19 protein-coding genes and 1 tRNA gene are annotated in these 21,241 nt (G+C 66.2%); 11 read left to right on the top strand and 9 right to left on the bottom strand.

Annotated elements, in window-relative coordinates:
* The first annotated feature begins 9 nt into the window (after nt 1–9).
* The 3 genes from HARCEL1_RS02035 (at nt 10) to HARCEL1_RS02025 (ending at nt 3,321) form a co-directional block, all read left to right on the top strand.
* Nucleotides 10–2,109 (top strand): acetate--CoA ligase family protein, encoded by a 2,100-nt coding sequence (locus HARCEL1_RS02035; RefSeq protein WP_108380944.1) that lies wholly within the window; start codon nt 10–12, stop codon nt 2,107–2,109.
* Nucleotides 2,110–2,134: 25 nt separating this feature from the next.
* A complete protein-coding gene (locus tag HARCEL1_RS02030) occupies nt 2,135–3,205 on the top strand; it encodes a phosphotransacetylase family protein (RefSeq protein ID WP_108380943.1) in 1,071 nt (356 codons plus the stop codon).
* Between the two features lie 42 nt (nt 3,206–3,247).
* Nucleotides 3,248–3,321 (top strand) — tRNA-Phe (locus HARCEL1_RS02025).
* A gap of 991 nt (nt 3,322–4,312) precedes the next feature.
* Here the strand turns inward: HARCEL1_RS02025 and HARCEL1_RS02015 are convergent.
* From HARCEL1_RS02015 to HARCEL1_RS02005, 3 genes are all read right to left on the bottom strand, one after another.
* A complete protein-coding gene (locus HARCEL1_RS02015; RefSeq protein WP_108380941.1) occupies nt 4,313–5,833 on the bottom strand; it encodes a glycoside hydrolase family 11 protein in 1,521 nt (506 codons plus the stop codon).
* 236 nt (nt 5,834–6,069) lie between these two features.
* On the bottom strand, nt 6,070–6,408 hold the full coding sequence (locus HARCEL1_RS02010; protein WP_233357381.1) for a hypothetical protein: 339 nt from the start codon (nt 6,406–6,408) through the stop codon (nt 6,070–6,072).
* A gap of 258 nt (nt 6,409–6,666) precedes the next feature.
* Complete coding sequence (locus tag HARCEL1_RS02005; protein WP_159076976.1) at nt 6,667–7,569, bottom strand: DUF3267 domain-containing protein; 903 nt, start codon at nt 7,567–7,569, stop codon at nt 6,667–6,669.
* 193 nt (nt 7,570–7,762) lie between these two features.
* Between HARCEL1_RS02005 and HARCEL1_RS02000 the strand changes: the two genes are divergently transcribed.
* The 7 genes from HARCEL1_RS02000 (at nt 7,763) to HARCEL1_RS01970 (ending at nt 13,506) form a co-directional block, all read left to right on the top strand.
* Nucleotides 7,763–8,752, top strand: coding sequence for an ABC transporter ATP-binding protein (locus tag HARCEL1_RS02000; RefSeq protein WP_108380939.1), 990 nt, complete (start codon nt 7,763–7,765; stop codon nt 8,750–8,752).
* Entirely contained in the window at nt 8,749–9,573 is an 825-nt protein-coding gene (locus tag HARCEL1_RS01995; RefSeq protein WP_108380938.1) for an ABC transporter permease subunit, read from the top strand. The genes HARCEL1_RS02000 and HARCEL1_RS01995 overlap by 4 nt, the downstream gene beginning before the upstream one ends.
* An 86-nt stretch (nt 9,574–9,659) precedes the next feature.
* A complete protein-coding gene (locus tag HARCEL1_RS01990; RefSeq protein ID WP_108380937.1) occupies nt 9,660–10,562 on the top strand; it encodes an MBL fold metallo-hydrolase in 903 nt (300 codons plus the stop codon).
* Nucleotides 10,563–10,640: 78 nt separating this feature from the next.
* Complete coding sequence (locus tag HARCEL1_RS01985) at nt 10,641–11,174, top strand: DJ-1/PfpI family protein (protein WP_108384046.1); 534 nt, start codon at nt 10,641–10,643, stop codon at nt 11,172–11,174.
* A 64-nt stretch (nt 11,175–11,238) separates the two neighbouring features.
* The gene (locus HARCEL1_RS01980; RefSeq protein WP_108380936.1) at nt 11,239–11,940 is read left to right on the top strand and encodes a DUF120 domain-containing protein; all 702 of its coding nucleotides are present in this window, start codon (nt 11,239–11,241) and stop codon (nt 11,938–11,940) included.
* Nucleotides 11,924–12,592, top strand: coding sequence for a 3,4-dihydroxy-2-butanone-4-phosphate synthase (gene ribB / locus HARCEL1_RS01975; protein ID WP_108380935.1), 669 nt, complete (start codon nt 11,924–11,926; stop codon nt 12,590–12,592). Before HARCEL1_RS01980 ends, ribB begins: the two co-directional genes overlap by 17 nt.
* A gap of 38 nt (nt 12,593–12,630) precedes the next feature.
* On the top strand, nt 12,631–13,506 hold the full coding sequence (locus HARCEL1_RS01970; RefSeq protein WP_108380934.1) for an NAD-dependent epimerase/dehydratase family protein: 876 nt from the start codon (nt 12,631–12,633) through the stop codon (nt 13,504–13,506).
* A 56-nt stretch (nt 13,507–13,562) separates the two neighbouring features.
* Here HARCEL1_RS01970 and HARCEL1_RS01965 read toward each other — a convergent pair whose 3' ends face one another.
* The 4 genes from HARCEL1_RS01965 to HARCEL1_RS01950 form a co-directional block, all read right to left on the bottom strand.
* Complete coding sequence (locus HARCEL1_RS01965; protein WP_108380933.1) at nt 13,563–13,949, bottom strand: hypothetical protein; 387 nt, start codon at nt 13,947–13,949, stop codon at nt 13,563–13,565.
* A gap of 93 nt (nt 13,950–14,042) precedes the next feature.
* Nucleotides 14,043–15,089, bottom strand: a complete 1,047-nt coding sequence (locus HARCEL1_RS01960; RefSeq protein ID WP_108380932.1) for an RNA-guided endonuclease TnpB family protein — start codon at nt 15,087–15,089, stop codon at nt 14,043–14,045.
* A 113-nt stretch (nt 15,090–15,202) separates the two neighbouring features.
* Nucleotides 15,203–15,487 carry a hypothetical protein gene (locus tag HARCEL1_RS13590; RefSeq protein ID WP_108380931.1) on the bottom strand — a complete coding sequence of 95 codons (285 nt, stop codon included), beginning with the start codon at nt 15,485–15,487 and terminating at the stop codon, nt 15,203–15,205.
* Nucleotides 15,488–15,709, bottom strand: a complete 222-nt coding sequence (locus HARCEL1_RS01950) for a UPF0175 family protein (protein ID WP_108380930.1) — start codon at nt 15,707–15,709, stop codon at nt 15,488–15,490. It abuts the gene before it with no gap.
* 137 nt (nt 15,710–15,846) lie between these two features.
* Between HARCEL1_RS01950 and HARCEL1_RS01945 the strand changes: the two genes are divergently transcribed.
* Entirely contained in the window at nt 15,847–16,773 is a 927-nt protein-coding gene (locus tag HARCEL1_RS01945; RefSeq protein WP_108380929.1) for a branched-chain amino acid transaminase, read from the top strand.
* Nucleotides 16,774–16,803: 30 nt separating this feature from the next.
* Here HARCEL1_RS01945 and gyrA read toward each other — a convergent pair whose 3' ends face one another.
* Both gyrA and gyrB read right to left on the bottom strand, forming a co-directional pair.
* Entirely contained in the window at nt 16,804–19,257 is a 2,454-nt protein-coding gene (gene gyrA, locus HARCEL1_RS01940) for a DNA gyrase subunit A (RefSeq protein WP_108380928.1), read from the bottom strand.
* A gap of 18 nt (nt 19,258–19,275) precedes the next feature.
* Nucleotides 19,276–21,189 carry a DNA topoisomerase (ATP-hydrolyzing) subunit B gene (gyrB, locus tag HARCEL1_RS01935; RefSeq protein ID WP_108380927.1) on the bottom strand — a complete coding sequence of 638 codons (1,914 nt, stop codon included), beginning with the start codon at nt 21,187–21,189 and terminating at the stop codon, nt 19,276–19,278.
* Nucleotides 21,190–21,241 lie beyond the last annotated feature (52 nt).

The raw sequence follows: 21,241 nt of genomic DNA, 5'->3' as shown, positions 1-21,241 counted from the left end.
GAAGATACGATGGGAACGCTCGATACACTCTTCGCGCCGGACGGCGTCGCGGTCGTCGGCGCGACCGAATCGGAAGGCTCGGTCGGTCGAGCCGTGATGGAGAACCTCCTCGACGGGTACGACGGGATCGTCGTCCCGGTGAATCCGAACGCCGACACCGTCTTCGACGTGCCCGCCGTCGACAGCGTCACCGATGCCGAGGGCGTCGAACTCGCGGTCGTCGTCGTCCCGCCCACGATCGTCAACACCGTCCTCGAGGAGTGTGGCGAGTCGGGCATCCAGGACGTCGCAGTCATCACGGCCGGGTTCGGTGAGGCCGGCAGTGAGGGGGCCCAGCTCGAAAGCCAGATGAAAGCGATCGCCGCCGAGTACGATCTGAACCTGGTCGGGCCGAACTGTATCGGCGTGATCAACACGCCGACGGGCATGAACGCCACGTTCAGCCCGAAGTTCCCGATCGAGGGCCAGATATCCTTCATGTCCCAGTCGGGAGCGTTTATCACGGCCGTCCTCGACTGGGCCAGCGACCAGGACCTGGGGTTCAAAGACGTGGTCTCGCTGGGCAACAAGGCCGTCATGGACGAGCGCGACTTCGTCGAGTACTGGGGCGAGGACCCCGACACCGACGTCGTCCTGGGCTATCTCGAAGACATCGAACGCGGCCAGGAGTTCATCGAGACCGCCCAGAAGGTCACCAGCGAGGGGACACCGATCGTCGCCGTGAAATCGGGTCGGACGGAGGCCGGTGCGTCGGCCGCAGCCTCCCACACCGGTGCGATCGCGGGCAGCGAACGCGCCTACGAGGCGGGCCTCCAGCAGGCCGGCGTGATCCGCGCGACGGGCGTCCAGGAACTGTTCGACTACGCGACGATCCTGGAGGGCCAGCCGACCCCCGACACCAACGAGGTCGCGATCGTCACGAACGCCGGTGGCCCGGGCGTGATGTCCACCGACGCGATCGGTGATTCGCAGTTGGAGATGGCCGATCTGAACGACGACACCGTCGAGCGACTCGAAGACACGATGCCGGACGGGGCGAACATCTACAACCCCGTCGACGTGCTCGGTGACGCGCCGACCGACCGGTTCGAGGACGCCCTGGAGATCGTGCTGGACGACCCCAACGTCGGGTCGGTCATCGTCGTCGCCTGTCCGACCGCCGTGCTGGATTTCGAACGGCTTGCCGACGCGATCGTCGCGGCCAGCGAGACCACGGACGTGCCGATCGCCGCGAGCCTGATGGGCGGGCACTCCGCCGACGCCGCCGAGAAAATCCTCGGAGAGGTCGGCATTCCCTCCTATTTCGATCCCGCGCGAGGGATCAACGGGCTGGACGCCCTCTACGAGTTCGCCCAACTCCAGGAGCGTGGCTACGAACCCCCCACGGAGTTCGACGTGGACCGCGAGCGCGCGCGGTCGATCCTCGAACGCACGCGCGAGCGCGAGAACAACAGTCTCGGCGTCGAGGCGATGGATCTGCTGGAAGCGTATGGCATCCCGATCCCCGAGGGCGCGATCGTCGATTCGCCCGGCGAGGCCGTCGAGGCCGCCGAATCGATCGACGGCGACGTCGTGATGAAGATCGTCAGTCCCGACATCCTGCACAAGTCCGACATCGGTGGCGTCGAAGTCGGCGTCCCGAACGACGAGGTCGCAGACACCTACGGCGACCTCATCAGTCGGGCGCGCAACTACCACCCCGACGCGCACATCATCGGCGTCCAGGTCCAGGAGATGGCCGATCTGGACGCCGGGACCGAGACCATCGTCGGGATGAACCGCGACCCGCAGTTCGGCCCGCTCGTGATGTTCGGGCTGGGCGGCATCTTCGTGGAAGTGCTCGAAGACGCGACCTTCCGGGTCGCGCCCGTCAGCGAGAGCGAGGCCACGTCGATGCTCGACGAAATCGACTCCGCACCCTTGTTGCGTGGCGCGCGTGGCCGCGATCCCGTCGACGAGGGCGACGTGATCGAGACCATCCAGCGCATCTCACAGCTCGTCACCGACTTCCCCGCGATCATGGAACTGGACATCAACCCGCTCGTCGCGACGCCCGAGGGCGTCTCGGCCGTCGACATCCGCCTGACAGTCGATCAGGAGGAGCTTTAAGCGACTCCCACTGGAGAATACACCTATGGACCCAATACTCGTCACCTCGACCGAAGAAGCGACCGGAAAGACTGCCGTCGCGCTCGCACTGGCCACCATCGCCCAGGACCAGGGCCACGACGTCGGCTACATGAAACCCAAGGGCACACGCCTGCAGTCCGCGACGGGCAAGACCCGCGACGAAGACCCGATGCTCGCGCGTGACCTCCTCGGTCTCGACCGCGAGATGCACGAACTCGAACCGATCGTCTACACGCCGACGTTCGTCGAGGAGGCCATCCGCGGGCGGGAGAACCCCGCCGACCTCCGCGAGCGCCTGCTCGAACACTACGACAGCCAGGCCGCCGAGTCCGATCTGATGGTGCTCGAAGGCACCGACCGCCTGGAGACGGGTGGGATCGTCGACCTGACCGACCCCGAGATTGCCGACGCCGTCGACGCGAACGTCGTCCTCCTGAGCCGGTACGACGAACCCGAAGACATCGACGAGATCCTCGCCGCCGTCGACCAGATCGGTGACAACCTCGCGGGCGTCCTGTTCAACGCCGTCCCCGACGCCCAGTTCGACCAGTTGACCACCGACGTCGTCCCGTTCCTGGAGAGTCGCGACGTGCCCGTTCTGGGCGTCCTGCCGCGCATTCAGGAGCTCGCGGGCATGACCGTCGGTGATCTGGCCGATCGGCTCGGCGCACAGGTGCTCACCAGTGACGTCGCGACCGACCTGTTCATCGAGCGCTTTACGGTCGGCGCGATGAGCGCCGAATCCGCGCTCCAGCAGTTCCGCCGCACGCAGAACGCGGCGATGATCACCAGTGGCGATCGCTCGGAGATCATCACCGCCGGGCTGGAAGCCTCGGGCATCAAGTGCATCATCCTCTCGGGCGGATTCCGCCCGACGAGTGCCGTGCTCGGGAAGGCCGAGGAGCGCGGCGTCCCCGTCCTGTTGTTACAGTCCGACACCCGGATGACGATCGACCGCGCCGAGGACATCCTCCGGACGGGCCCGACCCGCAGCGCCGAGACCGTGGATCGGGTCCGCGAGTTGATCACCGATCACGCCGAGGTCGACTCGCTGATCGACGCCGCGCCGGAATAGCTTCGTAATTCTTAACCCGGCGCTTGCCGTTGATTCGTTTGCGCCGCCTTAGCTCAGACTGGGAGAGCACTCGACTGAAGATCGAGCTGTCCCCGGTTCAAATCCGGGAGGCGGCACTTTCTGAGACCGCAACCGCGAGCGATGCGAGTCGTGAACGGGGTGAACGACTTCACAGAGCGAGCGGTCCGTCGAAGAAACGACGCCGACCGGATTTGAACCGGAGGCAGACGTGCTCGCTCACTCCGTTCGCTGCGCGCGCCTGCCAGGGTTCAAATCCGGAAGGCGATAGACCACCGTTTTCCTGCTCGGGACTCCTCGCAAGCCAGGCTCGCTGTGGACTGCGCGAAGTCCGTCGACCGATGTGGCCGTCGACGCTACCGTTCCCTGACCCGCAGTTCGACGGGCGCCGTCGGGCGCAACGTCAACTGGACGCCGAGGTCCAGTGACGGTCCCGGGACGGCCCCGATTCGAAAGCGCTGAGCGATCGTCGCGTGGACGAGCGCGACCTGATCGGATAGAAATTCGAGAGTGATGCGGCCGAACTGACCGTCGTCGACGGAGGGCGACGACTCCAGAAAAGTGCACTCGTCCGGACCGCCAGCGCCGAGCGGCGGCCGTTTGCAGGTCCGTACGGCGGCAATCGCCTCCGCATCGACTGTCGATGCGACACGTCGTGTCGTCTCGAATGGTGTCTCAATCAGACGAATGTGGTCCGATGGTCGCGTTCGACGGTTGAGTCGGGTGGTGACCAGTCGAACCACCCCCCCCCTCGTCGTACAGCCCTCCGGCGGTGTCCAGCCCCCTCCCGTGTGGCCCCCTTGATCGGTGGTGGTGCCTCGCCGTCGGGCAGTCGCCGTGACCGCCGGCTGCGACCATCGACAAGACGGAATCACGTACATCGCTCGCATAAAATTATCGGATTTATTATACGACATGTGATGTCGAACAGTTTTCGAAGTGTATGTGAGTGACCACTCTCACCGGCATTCGGCGGCGAAAAAGGGAGTCATAATCGACATCGAGTGTCGCAAAGCGACTCGCCGGGTGCGGCGGCGTCCACTCACCCGACCGTCAGGTAAGAGCTTCGTCGGTGGCCAGGAGTCGCGATCAGACGAGTTCGAACAGCGCGAGGACGTCCTGCATGCCGACGCTGCCGTCGCCATCGAAGTCGTAGAACTGGGCGTTGTTCCGTGCCGCCGTCGAGTCGGTGTTCTGGAACAGACGGTTCACGTCCGGGAAGTTCAGTTCCCCGTCGCCCGAGAGGTCTTCGTACAGGCCGTCGCCGTCGGGGTCGGTCGCGCCCGCCGGCCAGTCGGGACTGGTCTCGGGCGTGGTCGTGGGCGTCGGCTCCGTGGTGGTCGGTGTCGGCTCCGTGGTGGTCGGTGTCGCGCTGTCGAGTGTGAGATCGACGTAATCGAGGTCCCACCACGACTCGTCCATGGCGATCCGGATGACCTGCTCGCCGGCCGAGAGCGTCACCTCGCCGGAGACGGTCTCCCAGGTCGACCACCCGCCGGTCGCGGGCACGTCGACGGTGCCCGAGACGTCCTGACCGTCGACGTCGAGGTGGAAGGCCCCACCGCCCGAATCAGAGGCGACGAGCGCCTCCAGCGCGTAGGTCCCGGCCTCCTGGACGTCGACCGTGTATTCGAGCCACTCGCCGGATTCGATGGTGCCGACCGCGTAGCCCGTCCCATCGGAACTCCCGCGCACGTCGACTGCCGTGTCGGTGCGGTAGTCGCCACCCTCGTTCTCGGTGGTGGCGTCGCTGTAGGCAACGCCTGGCCCACCCTCGTCGAACGCCTCGGCGGGGATCCGCCCGGGAATCGTGATCGGACTCCCGTCGAAGGGGCGTTGCTCGCCGGGGGTCTGGGTGTCGACCGGCGTCGTCGTGGTCGGGTCGGTCCCACCGGTGGCGCCGACGGTCACCGACGAACTGCCGCTGGACTGGTAGCCCTCGGTGGCCATGATCATGTAGTCGTGGTCACCGATCGGCATGCCGTGGTCCTCCCAGGCGTCGAAGTGATTCCCCGTCGTGATCGTCCCGTTCGTCCGAGAGTTCTGCCGGACGGACCAGTACTGCGTGAACGTCGCCGTCCCGACGATCGAAGGCTTCTCGACGCGCTCGGAGGTGTAGATTTCGTAGGTGCCCCCGTCGGTCTCGAACGATCCCTGGCGGGCGTCGCCCGGTTTGTAGTTACCGTAGTCCTCGATGATGTAGTACTCGACGAGCGGGTCGGTCGTCCAGCCATAGAGGCAGAGATACGAGTTGCCCTGCGGGTTGAACTCCGCGGTGTACTCGACGTCCTTCCGGCCGCCGGTCTCCCAGCCTTTCCCACAGACGAAGTTGCCCGTGTTCGACCATTCGGTACTGTAGGACCCCCCGTCTTCGAGGGTCATCGTGATCGACCCCTGGTCGTTGGTCCAGAACGAATAGAAGTAGCCGTCGTCGGTCCCGGTCTGGTTTTCGGTGATCGCCGCCGCAGGCGAAGCCAGCGCGCCGAGGCCGACCCCAGCCGCCGCCGCGCCCGTGACGGCTTTCAGATAGGTACGACGGTCCATCGCCGCGTCGTCGATTGCTGGCTGTCGGTGCGCCTCTGCCGTGGGTTCGGACGAGTCGTGAGTCATGATTTCGACTGTGGCCGCGGTCGTCCGAGACGTCCCCCTCGTGGGCGTCACAGCGGCCACCGTGGGCCCGACCGCCGCCGTGTGCGCTGACACGCCCCGACCTCGGACGACACCTGCGACCGTCGTCTGTAAAATTAATGGCGACCCATACTGAATAATTTATCGGACATATATTACGACATGTGATGTCGGACGCGGCCAAATCTGTGGAGATCCTGGCGGCCCGATCGGCCGGTTCAGCTCCGGGGATCGGGACTCTCGGCGTCCCAATTACCGGTATCCCGATTCTCGGAATCGCCGGACACAGGCCGACTCGATGGGTCGGCAAGCTGGATTCCACGGGCGACAACGTAGATCAAAACGATCCCCGTTCCGACGACGAGGACGAACTGCGCGGCGACGAACAAGACCACCCGAAGAATCGACGCGGAAAAGACGGCCATCCCGAAGAGTGCGAAAAGAAGCGCGGCCCCACCGAACAGCACGACGAGCGCCGCGAGCGGGACGGCCTCGCGAGCGATCTGGCCGAGATCCAGTTCCTGTGACTCCGGGTCGACGAACGGTGGGGCGCTCATGGGCCGCTGTTCTCAGTCTGAGACGGTAAGCGTACCGACGAAATGCGGCGGTGAGCACGCCTCGACGACGCGCGTCTCGCCGGGACGCGAACTCGCTCCGATCGGAACACACCGATAGAGGACATCGCCTGGCTCGTCCAGGCCCCGCGACCGAGGAGTCGGAGCAACCGGATCACTGGCTCTTCGGACGCGAACGGATCGCGCCGCCGGGGGCCGTGATCGTCGAGCGGAGCGGGCCGACGGAGATCACGGCGATCCTCACGATCGAAGTCGCGACCGAACGTACGCATAGCACAGGCCGACGACGATTCCGAGGGCGAAGACGCCCGACCCCATCGCGAACTCGACACCGCCGTCGGGTGTGCGGACGAACTCCACGATCAGGAGTGGTGTCTCAGGGACGCCCAGCGCGAACGCCTCGACACCGATCGCCGTCAACACGATGGGGACGACGACCCCACCAGCGAGCGCCAGCGTCACCGTCGCGCCGGCGATCCCGACGAGGAGATCCCAGAGCACCGCCGTGGGGGCCGTCTCGATCCGCTCGCAGTCGCCCGGACCGTACACCTCCAGCCCCGTCGTGGTATCGCGGACGGTCACCGTGTCGGGATAGCCCAGAATCGTCAGCGCCATCCAGACATCACCGACCGCGCCGCCAGCGTTCATCGCCAGCGGCACGGCGAGCCACGGCCACTCGAACGCCAGCATGGCCGGGACACCGAGCGCCGAGAGCACGACCAGCGGCGCGAGCGCGATCACGACGAACTGATTCCGCGAAAAGCGTGTCTCGGTCGTCGCGAACGCGTACGGGACGACGGCGTACGCGACGCCGAGACCGTATCGCGGACGACCGCCGAACGCCCGGATCGCGAGGCCGTGACAGAGTTCGTGCGGGACGACGACGGCGACCACGACCGTCGCGAGGGCGAGAACGGTGAGGCCAACATTCCACCACCCGGTCTCGGGCGTCGCCACGAACGCGATCGGCCCGGCCGACCCGTTCACCGCGTGATAGAGGAGCCCAAATCCGAACAGCGAGACGACCACGCCGAGGACGCTGACGACCGTCCACTGAACGACGAGTGGCCGCGAGACGCCGTACGCCGCGATCAGGGGTTCGTGATCGTCGACGGCCCGATCGTCCATTCCCCGTTCACCCATGTGAAAACGGCCGGCGGGCAGGCTCATAATGCTACGGTCCGTGGCCTCACCGTCCACGACGCCGCCGATGAGTGCGTCATCGCCGGGAGTGCTACGGGCGTGAGGATCGCCAGGTGGCGATCGAACGGCCCAGGACCCCACCGCCCGAGAAACTCCACCCAGAGATTATGACCCCTCCTGTCGATACCCGTCCATGAACGGCGCTGCTCCTGGGGATCGCCAGCGGGCGACCGGCGACCACGCGATCCGGATCGACGGGCTGACGAAACGGTACGGAGCGGACGTGCTCGCAGTCGATGACCTCTCGCTGTCGGTCGAGCGCGGTGAGATCTTCGGCTTTCTCGGCCCGAACGGCGCGGGCAAGTCGACGACGATCGACGTGCTCATGGACTACGTCCGCCCGACCGCGGGAGAGGCGACGGTGCTGGGATTCGACGCCCAGCGCGAGACCCGCGCGGTCCACGAGCGGGTGGGCATCTTGCCCGACGGCTACGGCCTGTGGGATCGACTCACCGGGCGGACCCACCTCGAATACGCGATCGACCTGAAGGGAGCGAACGACGCAATCGACGCGTTGCTCGATCGCGTCGGCCTCGATCGGGCGGCGGCCGACCGACCCGTCGGGGGCTACTCGAAAGGCATGACTCAGCGGCTCGCGCTGGCGATCGCGCTCGTCGGCGATCCCGACCTGTTGATCCTCGACGAGCCGTCCTCGGGGCTCGATCCCAACGGCGTCCGTCTGGTGCGTGAGATCGTTCTCGAACGGGCCGAGCGCGACAAGACCGTGTTTTTCTCCTCGCACATCCTCCCCCAGGTCGAGGCGGTCTGTGACCGGGTGGCGATCTTGAATCGCGGTCGGCTGGTCGCCGTCGACAGCGTCGACGGGCTTCGCGACGCGCTCGGCACCGGCGCGACCGTGACGATGACCGTCGATAGCGTGCCCGCGAATCTCACGATCGATCAGGTTCCGGGCGTCCAGTCGGTGACCGTCGACGGGCGAACGATCCGCGCAACCGTCGATCGTCCGGAGGCGAAAGTCGCTGTCCTCGACCGGGTCCGCGAGGACGGGGCGGGCGCAATCGTCGACCTCTCGGTCGAGCAGTCCTCGCTGGAAGATCTGTTCAGTGCGTACACGGGCTCCGCGCCGCCGACGGGTGCCACAGAACGCGAGGAGCGACGATGATCGGGACCATCGCTCGCAAGGAGTTCGCGGACGCCGTGCGCTCGCGGATGCTCTGGGCGATCGTCGCGATCATCGCGGTGATGACATCGCTCGCGGCGGGCGTCTCCGTGCTCGTGCCAGACGTCGAGAGCGACCCCGCGATGGCACTGGGCGGGGCCTCGCAGTTCGCGGGCCTGCTGGTCCCGATCATGGCGCTGATCGGGGCCGCGCTCGCGATCGCAGGGCAGCGCGAGGCGGGCAGTCTGAAAGTCCTGCTCGGCCTCCCGCCGTCGCGGGGCCAGGTCCTGCTCGGCACGTTTCTCGGGCGAAGCGGCGTCGTCGCGATCGGAATCGCCCTGGGCTTCGCGGTCTCGGGGGTCGTCACCGCCGCACTCCACGGTGGCCTGCCGATCGGAGCCTTCCTCGGGACCGTCGCGCTGACCGTCGTGCTCGGCATTGCCTTCGTCGGCATCGCGATCGGCGTCTCGGCGATCGCGACCACGCGCTCGCGAGCGATGACCCTCGCCGTGGCCGCCTACCTGGGACTGACGCTGCTCTGGGATCTCGTCCCGGTCCTGATCCATCTGGCCGTGAGAGGCACGATGCCCGGCCAGGTCGTTCCCCCCTGGCTCCTGTTGATCGAGGGACTGAGTCCGACGGGCGCGTACAACGCACTGACCCAGACGCTCCTCCTGGGCAGTGAAGTCGCCGTGGAGGCCCGGATCGACGTGGCCGTGCCGGCGTATCTCCACCCGGGCGTGTTCGTCGCGATCCTCGTCTGCTGGACGGTCCTTCCGCTGGCGATCGGCGCTCACCAGTTCGAGCGAGCGGATCTGAGCTGAGTGGATCGGGACCGATCGCCGCACCGGACGGTCAGACCGCACCCGGACACATCAACACTTAGGCCAGTGCAGGCCCGCCATCGAGCATGGCCATCGGAGAGCTCACGCACGCCGACCGCGTCGATCCCGACCTCGCGTTCGTCGATTCGGGCATGTTCGACTGTCCGGAGTACGGGTCGATCTACCTGATCGACGACGACCGCCCGGCGATCGTCGACACGGGCATCGGCACGGGCGTGGATCGCATCCTCGACGCCTGCGAGACGGTCGGCATCGCGCCCGCAGACCTCGCGGTGATCGCACTCACGCACGTCCACCTCGATCACGCGGGCGGGGCCGGCCACCTGATCGAGCGCTGTCCCGACGCGAAGGTGTACGTCCACGAGATCGGTGCACCCCACGTCGAGGACCCCGAGCGGCTCTGGGAGGGGACCAAACGCGCGGTGGGCGACCAGATCGCATTCTATCGAACGCCGCAGGCGGTCGACCCCGATCGGATCGTCGAGATCACCGACGGCGAGACGATCGATCTCGGTGCACACCGCCTCGTCGCCCACCACGCGCCCGGGCACGCGCCCCACCAGGTCGTCTACGAGGCCCCGACGATGGACGCCGTGTTCACCGGCGACGCCGCCGGGGTGTACGCACCCTCGACGGACGCGGTCTACCCGACGAGTCCGCCGCCGGATTTCGATCACGAGCAGGTGCTCGCGGACACGCACACGATCGAGGATCTGGGCCGGGAGTGGATCTGTTACGCCCACTTCGGGCCCGCGAAGCGGGCCGATCGGCTGGCAACGTACCGCGAGGCAGTCGATCGGTGGGTCGACCAGATCACCACGTGGCGCGCGGAGATGGGCGACGAGCAGGTCGTCGAGCGGGCCATCGAGACGCGCGACCGGCCCGATGTCTGGCCGGCACACAAGGCCCGCGGTGAGGTCGCGATGAACGCTCGGGGTGTCCTCCACTTCCTCGACCAGCGGGCGTGACCGCGGTCGTATCGCCGGCCGAACACCAATCGTTTTGTCGCGACCGGGAGAACGCCCGCCTGTATGGCAACGATCCTGATGATCGTCGGCGACTTCGGCGAGGACTACGAGATCATGGTGCCGTTCCAGGCGCTGCAAGCGGTCGGCCACGAGGTCGACGCGGTCTGTCCCGAGAAATCGGCGGGCGAGACGATCAAGACGGCGATTCACGACTTCCGTGGGGATCAGACCTACCTCGAAGAGCGCGGTCACGACTTCGAACTGACGGCGACGATGAGTGAGATCGATCCCAGCGAGTACGACGCGCTCGTCGTCCCCGGCGGCCGAGCGCCAGAGTACCTTCGTGGGTACGAGTCGGTCATCGAGACCGTCCAGCACTTCTTCGCGGCCGACAAGCCCGTCGCCTCGATCTGTCACGGCCCGCAGATCCTCGCCGCCGCGGGCGTCCTGGAGGGCTACGAGATGACCGCCTACCCCGCCGTGCGCCCGGAAGTCGAGGCCGCCGGCTGTTCGTGGGTCGAGGAGACCGTGCGGGACGGGAATCTCGTGACCGCCCAGGCCTGGCCCGACCACCCAGAGTGGATCGCGGCGTTCCTCGACCTGCTTGACTGATTCCAGGAGTGAGACGCGTAACGCGAACGCTATTCTTATTCGTCTCGACGGCTATTCCTATCCAATGGCAGCCACGACGGGGGCGGTCGGCCACGCCGAGCGGGCCACCCTCAAGCATCTCGCGCTCGCGGGCGCCCTCGACGGGGCCGCGAAAGTGTCGTGTGCGAGTCTGGCCCGACGGCTCGACGTCTCGGACCAGACCGCGTCTCGACGCCTCCAGCGCCTCGAAGAGTCGGGCGCGATCACCCGCGAGAAGGTCAGCGACGGGCAGTGGGTCGAGATCACCGCATCCGGCGAGCAACACCTCCAGGAGACCTACGCCGAGTACCAGCGCATCTTCGAGAACAGCGTCGGCGTGACGCTCAGTGGGCAGTTGACACGCGGGATGGGCGAGGGGAGTCACTACGTCTCCCTGCCGGGGTACGCCGAGCAGTTCGAACGGCGCCTGGGCTACGATCCGTTTCCCGGGACGCTGAACTGCCGGCTCGACGAGGAGAGCGTCCGGGCGCGGACGCGGATGAACGCTCTCGACCCCATCGTCATCGAGGGCTGGGACGGCGACGAGCGCACCTACGGCCCGGCGTACTGTTACCCCGCGACGATCGAAGCGCCCTCGGGTGAGCGCGCATCGCCGGTCCACGTCATCAGTCCCGAACGCACGCACCACGACGAGACCGAACTCGAACTGCTCGCGCCGACGCGGCTTCGAGACAGCCTCGATCTCGAAGACGGCGATCGACTCCAGATCCATGTCACGACCGAGTGACCGCACCGACGCCGACCGTCTCGACGCCGCGATCGAGGCGTTCGCGAACGGCGACCCGGTCCTGATCCACGACGCCGCCGACCGCGAGGGCGAGGTCGATCTGGTCTACCCCGCGGGGACGGTCGCTCCCAGCGACGTCGCCCGGTTGCGGACCGATGCGGGCGGACTGATCTGTGTCGCGCTCTCCGATCGCGTCGCCAGGGCGTTCGATCTGCCCTTCCTCGCGGACGCCGTCGAGCACCCCGCCACCGAGAACCACGTGTTGAGCTATGACGACCGATCGTCGTTCTCGCTCACGGTCAACCACCGCGAGACCGAGACGGGCATCACCGATCGGGATCGCGCCCGGACGATCACCGCGCTCAGCGACGCTGCCGCCGATCCCGCGGGGACGGACTTCGCCGGTACCTTCCGCTCGCCGGGCCACGTCCACCTCCTGCGCGGGGCCGCCGACGGCGTCACCGAACGGACGGGCCACACCGAACTCGCGCTCGCACTCGCCGACGCCGCCGACTTGCCGCCCGCAGTCGTCGTCTGTGAGATGCTCGACGCCGCGACGGGGCTGGCGAGAACGCCCGCCGACGCGCAGGCGTACGCCGATCGGGAGGGCCTGGTCTACGTCGAGGGCGGGACGATCGTCGATCACCTGTAGGCCCGAACCGCTTTGGGCCCGCCCGCCGACCCCGACGTATGGACACCGTCGCCGTCACCGGCGGGACCGGATCGATCGGCCGCCCGACCGTCGAAACGCTGGCCGACGACCACCGCGTCGTCTCGATCACGCGCTCGGGGGGCGAGATGGACGCCGCTGCGGCCTGCTACCGGGCGGACTGCACCGACGCGGGCGACTGTTTCGGCGCGCTGGCGGCGATCGATCCCGACGCGATCGTCCATCTGGGCACACTCGCCCATCCGCTGGAAGACCCCCCTCATCGCGTCTTCGAGAGCAACGCCGTCGGCGCGTATCACGTCCTGGAGGCCGCGGCGGCGCTCGATATCGACCGGGTCGTCCTCGCCTCCAGCGTCAGCGCGATCGGTGGCGCGTTCGAACCCGATCCCGTCCGGGTCGACACCCTCCCCGTCGACGAGTCGCATCGCCTGACCCCGACGAACCCCTACGGCCTGGGCAAGCAGGCCGCCGAGGTCGTCGCCGCCGGCATCGGTCGGCACGCTGGCGCGCCCGACGCCGTCTCGCTGCGCTTCCCCATGGTCGTCTCCGACGCGGACGTTCGCGACCATTTCGGGGGCGATCGGACATTGTCGGCGGTTCGCGAGAGCGATCGCTTCCACGACGACCGCAACACGCTGTTCGCGTATCTCCACATCGAGGACGCTGTGAGCGTGATCCGGGCGGCCCTCGACGCCGCGATCGACGGGCACGCGGCGGTCTGGACGGTCGCCGCCGATACGTCACTGGAGACCCCGACCGATCGCGTCGCTCGTGAGGTCTACCCCGACGCCGAGCGGACGAAATCCTTCGACGGCACCGAAACGCTGTTCGACATCTCGCGGGCGGCGGCGCTCCTGGGGTGGGAGCCCCGTGTCTCCTGGCGCGATCGGGTGTGATCGGCGGCCGACGAGCCGAAAGATCTGCACTCAAACTGCCAATCGGTCAGCGTCGATCAAGTTTCGTCTAGAATTTCGCTCACACTGTTCACAGGGGCGTAGTACCCACGTGTCTCGCGCCACGTTTCGAGCCAATCGTCGGCCTGTTCACGATCGATCGCACCGGACTCGATACCCACCAGAAGAATTCCGATCGATCCGGTGACTGGAACGGACAGATCGTCCGCGAACCGGCGGGCAGCGAGGTCATCGGTCGCGAGTGTCCCGTCGTCTTCGAGTGCAGCGATTGACCTCCTCCCACCCCTAAAGGGGTGGGATTCCCCGAAGGGGATATTCAGGTTGCGCGTTTCCTCGGCGGTGAGGTACGCTTTCGCGTCCCGCGTCAGCGGTCGCCATCCGGTTACGACCCCGGATGTGCTTTCCAGCGCGTACAGCCGGGTCAAAGCGGCCTTCCTCCCCGGTCACGCCGAGCGTCTGCGAAGCAGACGGTGGAGTGTTCAGTCCACGAGGCCGCACGGTTCGCCTCAGCCGAACTGTTAGGCCGTGCATGGTTCGCCCTCCCGTTGTCGGATGTTTTCGGCGGCGTTCAGGTCGGCGTGGCGGCCACGGCCACACTCGGAACACGAGAAGTAGTCGCCGTCACGCGAGCCTTCGGTACCGCAGGCCGAACAGCGTTGACTCGTTTCAAACGGGTCAACTTCCTCGACGCGAATCCCAGCCTGCTCGGCCTTGTAGACAATGAACTCCTGCAACTGGTGGAAATGCCACGAGTGGACACCACGCCAGTCGCTTCCATCTCTAATGCCTTCCAAGTCCTCGATTTTCAGCACGGGATTCTCGAACTGCTGTGCCCAGTCGATGAGGCGACGGGAGGCTTTGTGGTTCAGGTCACGAATCCGACGCTCCTCTTTGTTACCCACGCGGTTTCGTGCGCGAAGCGCACCCGCCTGTTGAAGCGACTCGCGTAGGGAACGATATTTGCGGCGGACGTATTTCGCCTCACGACCGGACACCAGCATCGACTCGCCCGTTTCGGCGTCGGCGGCGAGCAGGTGGTTGTGGCCGATGTCCACGCCGATTGCAGTCTCCTCGCCTGTCTCGGCGTCGTACTCGACGGTGAACGTACAGAACCAGTCCTCGCCACGGCGGTACATCTGCAACCGGGACTTGTCAGCCTCGCCATCCACGAGCCGGGCAACGTCGTCGGCTATGTCCTCGTACACGTCGATGGGCGTGTACCACCACCCCGAGATACAGGGGAAGCCGACGACGACCGACCCGTTCTCGGTGCGGTTGATCTCCCAGTTCTGGTTGTTGACCGCGAACGGCTGGCTGGCGTGGTACTCCACGATGCCGTCTTTCTTGTAGTCGGATTTGGCTTCGCGGATGGCCTGGTTCTGGATGGCCGAGTAGAGTGGGTTGTCGATGCTGGCCGTGGTCACGCCCATCCCGAACTCGTCGGTTTCCCACCCGTCGATGCAGAACTGCTTGGTGTCGCGGTACAGGTGAGTGGCGCGTTGCCACTCCCTGCGCCGGTCGCGGGATGGGTTGTGGAACGTCGTGGTGACGGTCGTCGTGACCACGGTTACAAATGTAACGTGTGTCTGGAGGTTATTAAAACGTGGGAATATCGGTCGGGGCGATACACGTGGTTGTCGGCTTCATCCCACGGCTAAAGCCGTGGGCTTTCGCCTCGCTACCGCTGTAACGCTTCGGCCTCACCCGCGTCGAGGCGCTCGCGTACCCGTGGCGTCTCAGAGTCTATCGGAGTGGTACCAATCGGAAGGTCGTCATCGAACGCCGTGATCGCATTGGCAAGATAGTCGTGGCCGAGACTGTGACCGCGTTCGATCTCGTCCCGTACAGCAGGCACGACGACTGGATCGTCCAGAACGGAACCGAGGAACTCGATCGCGTCCGTGCTAGCGAAGTTGCTGAGAACGGTCGCGTCGAGATAAATCGGTCGCGCTTGACCCGTCATTTACTGGTCGAGGTCTCGTGCGACATCGATCTCCCCGTCTAACTGTTCGTCCGTTCGTGGGCCATAGAGCGCACTGAAACCAGCGTCGCTGAGTAGTTCCTCGAATTCCCATCGGGAGAGCCCCGCCTCTTCGGCGGCTCGCCCGAGCGAGAGATCGCCCAGAACGTACCGGCCGACTGCGGTCGCCAACTCGTCGGTCGGTCCGCGACTGGTCGACGCCATCGTCGTATACGTCGGGCACGGAGACCCATGAATCTAGTGTTGCCGCCGATCTGTCGTGTCGACTCGACCTCCGAGCGACGGGCGACCGCGCCCTCGAACCGTGAACACTCTTAATCCCCGGGCCTAAGCGATCGATCATGAGCTTCGATGACATGGACGTGGGGACGATCTGGCTGGACGGCGAGTTCGTCGACTGGGCCGACGCCCAGGTGCACGTGCTCTCGCATGGCCTGCACTACGGCACGGGCGTCTTCGAGGGCGTCCGGTGTTACGACACCGATCGGGGGCCCGCGATCTTCCGGTGGGGAGATCATCTCGATCGACTCTACGCCTCGGGGGCGCCCTACGAGATCGAGATTCCCTACGAGCGCGAGGAACTGACCGACGCGACGCTCGAACTGCTCGATCGCGAGGACCTCGACTCGGCGTACATCCGCCCGATCGCCTTCTACGGGTACGACATGCTCGGCTTGAACCCCGGCGATTGCCCCGTGACGACCGCGATCGCGGCCTGGCCCTGGGGTGCGTATCTCGGTGAGGAGGCCCTGGAAGTCGGTGTCGACGTCTCGATCTCCTCGTGGCGGAAGTACAAATCCGACCAGATTCCCACGAACGCGAAAACGACGGGCCCGTACGTCAACAGCGTGCTCGCGAACCTGGAGGCGACCCGGGACGGCTACGACGAGGCCCTGCTGCTGAACGCCGACGGCCAGGTCGCCGAAGGCCCCGGCGAGAACCTGTTTCTCGTCCGCGACGGCGAGATCCACACGCCCGGTCTCGCGGAGTCGAACCTCGACGGCATCACCCGCCGGAGCGTCATCGAGGTCGCCGAGAATCTGGGCTATACCGTTCACGACGACGCGACGGTCTCGCGTGGGGAGCTCTACACCGCCGACGAACTGTTCTTCTCGGGGACCGCCGCCGAGGTCACGCCGATCGCGACCGTCGACGACACGCCGATCGGGTCTGGCTCGAAAGGCCCCATCACCGACGAGATCCAACAGCGCTTCTTCGAGATCGTCGAGACCGGCGAACCCGCCGAGTGGTTCACGTATCTGGAGTGAGAAGCAGGCGCTTCGTGCTACCGACGCCGGTCACTCTGCGCCGGGAATCAGGTCCGCACAGGCCACCCGATCGCCCGCAGCGAGGTCCATCACGATCACGCCCATCGTGTTCCGGCCGACCTCGCTCACCTCGCGCGCTGGCGTCCGGACGATCTGCCCGGACTCGCTCACGACGACGAAGTGATCGTCGGTGTCGACCGCGTGGACGCTCGCGACGGGCCCGTTGCGCTCGCCGGTGTCGATATCGATCAGGCCCTTGCCGTAGCGGGACTGACGGCGATACTCCGCGAGCGGCGTGCGCTTGCCGTAGCCGTTCTGCGTGATCGTCAGCAGGTCGCGCTCGCCGTCCGCCGTCGCGACGAGGCCCGCGACGTGATCGTCCCCTTCGAGATCGATCCCGCGGACGCCCCGGGCCGTTCGACCCATCTCGCGGACCTCGCTCTCCGCGAACCGGATCGTCATCCCGCCCTCGGTCGCGATGACGATGTCACGCGACCCGTCGGTGACCGCGACATCGACGAGTGCGTCACCGTCCCCGAGTGTCGCGGCGATGATACCCGATGAGTTGATGTTCTCGAAGGCGGCCGCACAGGTGCGCTTGACGTAGCCCTGGCGAGTGACCATCGTGAAACAGTTCTCGTCGTCGAAGGCATCCGCCGCGACGACCGCGGTGATCTCCTCGCCGTCGTCGAGATCCAGCAGGTTGATCGCGGACTTGCCCCGGGCGGTGCGGCCCATCTCGGGCACCTCGTAGGTTTTCAGCCGGTAGACCTGGCCCTGGGTGGTGAAACAGAGCAGGTAGTCGTGGCTGTTCGCCCGGAAGATCGTCGTGACGCGATCGCCCTCTTTGGGGTCGGCGCCGATGATCCCCTTGCCGCCGCGGCGCTGGGGATCGAACGTCTCGACGGGCATGCGCTTGATGTAGTCGTCGGCGGTCATCACGACGAGGACGTCCTCTTCGGGAATGAGATCCTCGCGGGTGACCGTCCCGACGTCCTCGATGATCGCGGTGCGGCGCTCGTCGTCGTACTCGGCTTTCATCGCTTCGAGTTCGTCGACGACGACCCCATCCAGGCGCTCGTCAGAGTCGAGGATGGCCTCCAGGCGCTCGATTTCGCGTTGCACGTCCTCGTACTCGTCTTCGATGTCGCCGACCTCCTCGGAGGTCAACGATCCAAGTTGCATCCGGACGACGTGGTCGGCCTGGCGCTCGCTAAACTCGTAGGCCTCGCGGAGCGCCTCTTTGGCTGCGGTACGGTTCTCGGAGTTCCGGATGAGTTCGACGACGTCGTCGGCGTTCTCGACGGCGACGAGGCGGCCGTCGAGGACGTGTGCGCGGTCTTCGGCGGCCTCGAGGTCGTGTTCGGAACGCCGGCGGACGACCTCGCGGCGGTGATCGACGTAGTGCTGGAGGGTCTCTTTCAGGCTCAAGACGCGTGGCTGGCCGTCGACCAAAGCGAGGTTGATGACGCCGAAGGTGGACTCGAGGTGGTGCTCTAAGAGCTGATTTTTGACGACGTCGGTGTTCGCGCCGCGCTTGCACTCGACGACGATCCGAACCCCCGTGCGATCCGACTCGTCGCGCAAATCCGAGACGCCCTCGATGGTGCCCTCCTGGACGTCCTCGGCGATGCGCTCGACCACGCGAGCCTTGTTCTCCTGGTAGGGGAGTTCGGTGACGACGATCCGGTCGCCACCGCGATCTGACTCCTCGACGTCGAACGTCGAGCGAACGGTGAGGCGGCCACGCCCGGTCTGATAGGCCTCGTAGATCGGATCGCGACCGACGATCTGCCCCCCGGTCGGGAAGTCTGGGCCCTCGACGAACTCCATCAGATCGACGACGCTCGCCTCGGGGTTCTCGATCAGGTGGACGGTCGCATCGATCACCTCGCCGAGGTTGTGCGGCGGGATGTTCGTGCTCATCCCGACCGCGATGCCCGAGGAACCGTTGACGAGCAGGTTCGGGATCGCCGCGGGGAGGACGTCTGGCTCTTCGAGACGGTCGTCGTAGTTCGCCGAGAAGTCGACGGTGTCCTTGTCGATGTCCTCTAAGAGTTCCTCGGCGATCGGGGCCATCCGCGCCTCGGTGTACCGCATCGCGGCGGGCGGATCGCCGTCCATCGACCCGAAGTTGCCCTGGCCGTCGACCAGGGGGTACCGCATCGAGAAGTCCTGGGCCATCCGGACGAGCGTGTCGTAGATCGCGCTGTCGCCGTGGGGGTGGTAGTTCCCCATCGTCTCGCCGACGATCGACGAGGACTTGCGGTGACCCGACGCGCTGGTGACGCCCATCTCGTCCATCGCGTAGAGGATGCGCCGGTGGACGGGTTTGAGGCCGTCGCGGACGTCGGGCAGGGCCCGGCCCGCGATGACGCTCATCGCGTAGTCGATGTAGCTTTGCTCCATCTCGTCTTCGACGCGGACGCGTTCGAGGCGGTCCGCGTCGACGTTCGCCGGTGTATCGGGGAGATCTGAACTCATTGGTGTGCACGTCGCATGTTAGATGTCCACCCAGTCGGCCTCGGGCGCGTGGTCTTTGATGAACTCGCGGCGCGGTTCGACGGCGTCACCCATCAGCACCGAGAACATCTTGTCGGCGGTCGCGGCGTCCTCGATGGTGATCTGCTTGAGATACCGCTGGTCGGGGTCCATCGTCGTGTCCCACAACTGCTGGGGGTTCATCTCGCCGAGGCCCTTGAACCGCTGGATCTGGTCGGGCGACCCGCCGCAGTGCTCGTCGACGATCCGCTCGCGGTCGGCCTCGGTCATCGCATCGTGAGTCTCCCCACCACAGCGCACGCGATACAGCGGCGGCCGGGAGGCGAACACGTGGCCCTGTTCGAGCAGGGGGCGCATGTGCCGATAGAAGAAAGTAAGCAGGAGCGTCCGGATGTGCGCGCCGTCGACGTCGGCGTCGGTGAGGACGTTGATGTGGTCGTACCGCAGGTCGTCGATGTCGAACTCGTCGCCGATGCCCGTCCCGAGCGCGGTGATGAGATTGCGGATCTCGTCGTTTTCGAGGATGCGATCGAGGCGGTGTTTCTCCACGTTGAGGATCTTGCCTTTGATCGGCATCACCGCCTGGAACTCGGGATTTCTCGCTTGCTTTGCACTTCCGCCCGCACTGTCACCTTCGACGACAAATAATTCGGCCTCGCTCGGGTCGCGGGTCTGACAGTCCGAGAGTTTTCCGGGGAGTGCGGTCGATTCGAGCGCGCTCTTCCGGCGCGTGAGTTCCTTCGCTTTCTTGGCGGCCTGGCGGGCTTTCGCGGCTTCGACGGCCTTCGCGACGATCGCCTCGGCGGTGTCGGGGTGTTCCTCGAAGTGGGTGTCGAGACGGGCGTGCATCGCGGACTCGACGACACCGCGGACCTCGCTGTTGCCGAGTTTGGTCTTGGTCTGGCCCTCGAACTGCGGGTCGGGGTGTTTGACCGAGAGCACGGCCGTCAGCCCCTCGCGGATGTCCTCGCCGGTGAGCGTGCCCTCGATGTCGCCGAGCAGTCCGTGACCGGTGGCGTAGTCGTTGACGACACGTGTCAACGCGGTCTTGAACCCCGTGAGATGCGTCCCGCCCTCACGGGTGTTGATGTTGTTCGCGAAGGCGTGAATCGAGCCCTGGAAGTCGTCGGTCGCCTGCATCGCGATCTCGACCTGGACGCCCTCGCTCTCGTCGGTAAAGGAGATGACCTCGCTGTGCAGCGGGTCTTTGGTCTCGTTGAGGTACGCGACGAACTCGCGGATCCCGCCGTCGTACCGGAAGGTCTCCTCGCTGTCGTCGCGCTCGTCGACGAGTCGGATCTCGACTCCCGAATTGAGAAAGGCCAACTCGCGCAGACGACTCTCCAGCGTCGAGAACTCGATCTCGGTCGCCTCGAAGATCGACCTGTCGGGCCAGAAGCGGATCTCGGTGCCGGTCGACTCCTCGTCGTCGGTCTCGCGCACGCGATCGAGTGGCCCGGCGGGTTCGCCCGCCTCGAACGTCTGGGTCCAGACCGCACCGTCGCGTTTGACGGTGACCGTCAGCCGTTCGGAGAGCGCGTTGACGACCGAGACGCCGACGCCGTGGAGGCCCCCCGAGACCTGATAGGACTTGTTGTCGAACTTCCCGCCGGCGTGGAGTACGGTCATGATGACCTCGACGGCGGGTTTGTCGTACTCTTCGTGGGTGTCGACCGGGATCCCCCGGCCGTCGTCGGAGACCGAGACCGACCCATCGTCGTGGATGGTGACGCCGATGGTCTCACAGTGCCCCGCGAGCGCCTCGTCGATGGAGTTGTCGACGACTTCGTAGACGAGATGGTGGAGCCCCCGATCGTCGACCGACCCGACGTACATGGCCGGTCGCTTTCGGACGGCCTCCAGGCCCTCCAGGACCTGGATCTGGCCGGCTCCGTAGTCGCTGTCCTCGTTCATGAAAACGTGAAGTAGCCTACCGTGGCCGGACCCTTCAACCTTCCGTGCGCGC

This window comes from Halococcoides cellulosivorans (genome assembly GCF_003058365.1).
In the GTDB taxonomy this organism is placed as follows: domain Archaea; phylum Halobacteriota; class Halobacteria; order Halobacteriales; family Haloarculaceae; genus Halococcoides; species Halococcoides cellulosivorans.
This window is presented reverse-complemented; position numbering and strand designations above follow the sequence as displayed.

Excerpts from the sequence above, each read along its gene's own strand:
- HARCEL1_RS02035 (WP_108380944.1), top strand. The coding sequence starts at position 10 with ATGGGAACGCTCGATACACTCTTCGCGCCGGACGGCGTCGCGGTCGTC.
- HARCEL1_RS02030 (WP_108380943.1), top strand. The coding sequence starts at position 2,135 with ATGGACCCAATACTCGTCACCTCGACCGAAGAAGCGACCGGAAAGACT.
- HARCEL1_RS02015 (WP_108380941.1), bottom strand. The coding sequence starts at position 5,833 with ATGACTCACGACTCGTCCGAACCCACGGCAGAGGCGCACCGACAGCCA.
- HARCEL1_RS02010 (WP_233357381.1), bottom strand. The coding sequence starts at position 6,408 with ATGAGCGCCCCACCGTTCGTCGACCCGGAGTCACAGGAACTGGATCTC.
- HARCEL1_RS02005 (WP_159076976.1), bottom strand. The coding sequence starts at position 7,569 with ATGGGTGAACGGGGAATGGACGATCGGGCCGTCGACGATCACGAACCC.
- HARCEL1_RS02000 (WP_108380939.1), top strand. The coding sequence starts at position 7,763 with ATGAACGGCGCTGCTCCTGGGGATCGCCAGCGGGCGACCGGCGACCAC.
- HARCEL1_RS01995 (WP_108380938.1), top strand. The coding sequence starts at position 8,749 with ATGATCGGGACCATCGCTCGCAAGGAGTTCGCGGACGCCGTGCGCTCG.
- HARCEL1_RS01990 (WP_108380937.1), top strand. The coding sequence starts at position 9,660 with ATGGCCATCGGAGAGCTCACGCACGCCGACCGCGTCGATCCCGACCTC.
- HARCEL1_RS01985 (WP_108384046.1), top strand. The coding sequence starts at position 10,641 with ATGATCGTCGGCGACTTCGGCGAGGACTACGAGATCATGGTGCCGTTC.
- HARCEL1_RS01980 (WP_108380936.1), top strand. The coding sequence starts at position 11,239 with ATGGCAGCCACGACGGGGGCGGTCGGCCACGCCGAGCGGGCCACCCTC.
- ribB (WP_108380935.1), top strand. The coding sequence starts at position 11,924 with ATGTCACGACCGAGTGACCGCACCGACGCCGACCGTCTCGACGCCGCG.
- HARCEL1_RS01970 (WP_108380934.1), top strand. The coding sequence starts at position 12,631 with ATGGACACCGTCGCCGTCACCGGCGGGACCGGATCGATCGGCCGCCCG.
- HARCEL1_RS13590 (WP_108380931.1), bottom strand. The coding sequence starts at position 15,487 with ATGACGGGTCAAGCGCGACCGATTTATCTCGACGCGACCGTTCTCAGC.
- HARCEL1_RS01950 (WP_108380930.1), bottom strand. The coding sequence starts at position 15,709 with ATGGCGTCGACCAGTCGCGGACCGACCGACGAGTTGGCGACCGCAGTC.
- HARCEL1_RS01945 (WP_108380929.1), top strand. The coding sequence starts at position 15,847 with ATGAGCTTCGATGACATGGACGTGGGGACGATCTGGCTGGACGGCGAG.
- gyrA (WP_108380928.1), bottom strand. The coding sequence starts at position 19,257 with ATGAGTTCAGATCTCCCCGATACACCGGCGAACGTCGACGCGGACCGC.
- gyrB (WP_108380927.1), bottom strand. The coding sequence starts at position 21,189 with ATGAACGAGGACAGCGACTACGGAGCCGGCCAGATCCAGGTCCTGGAG.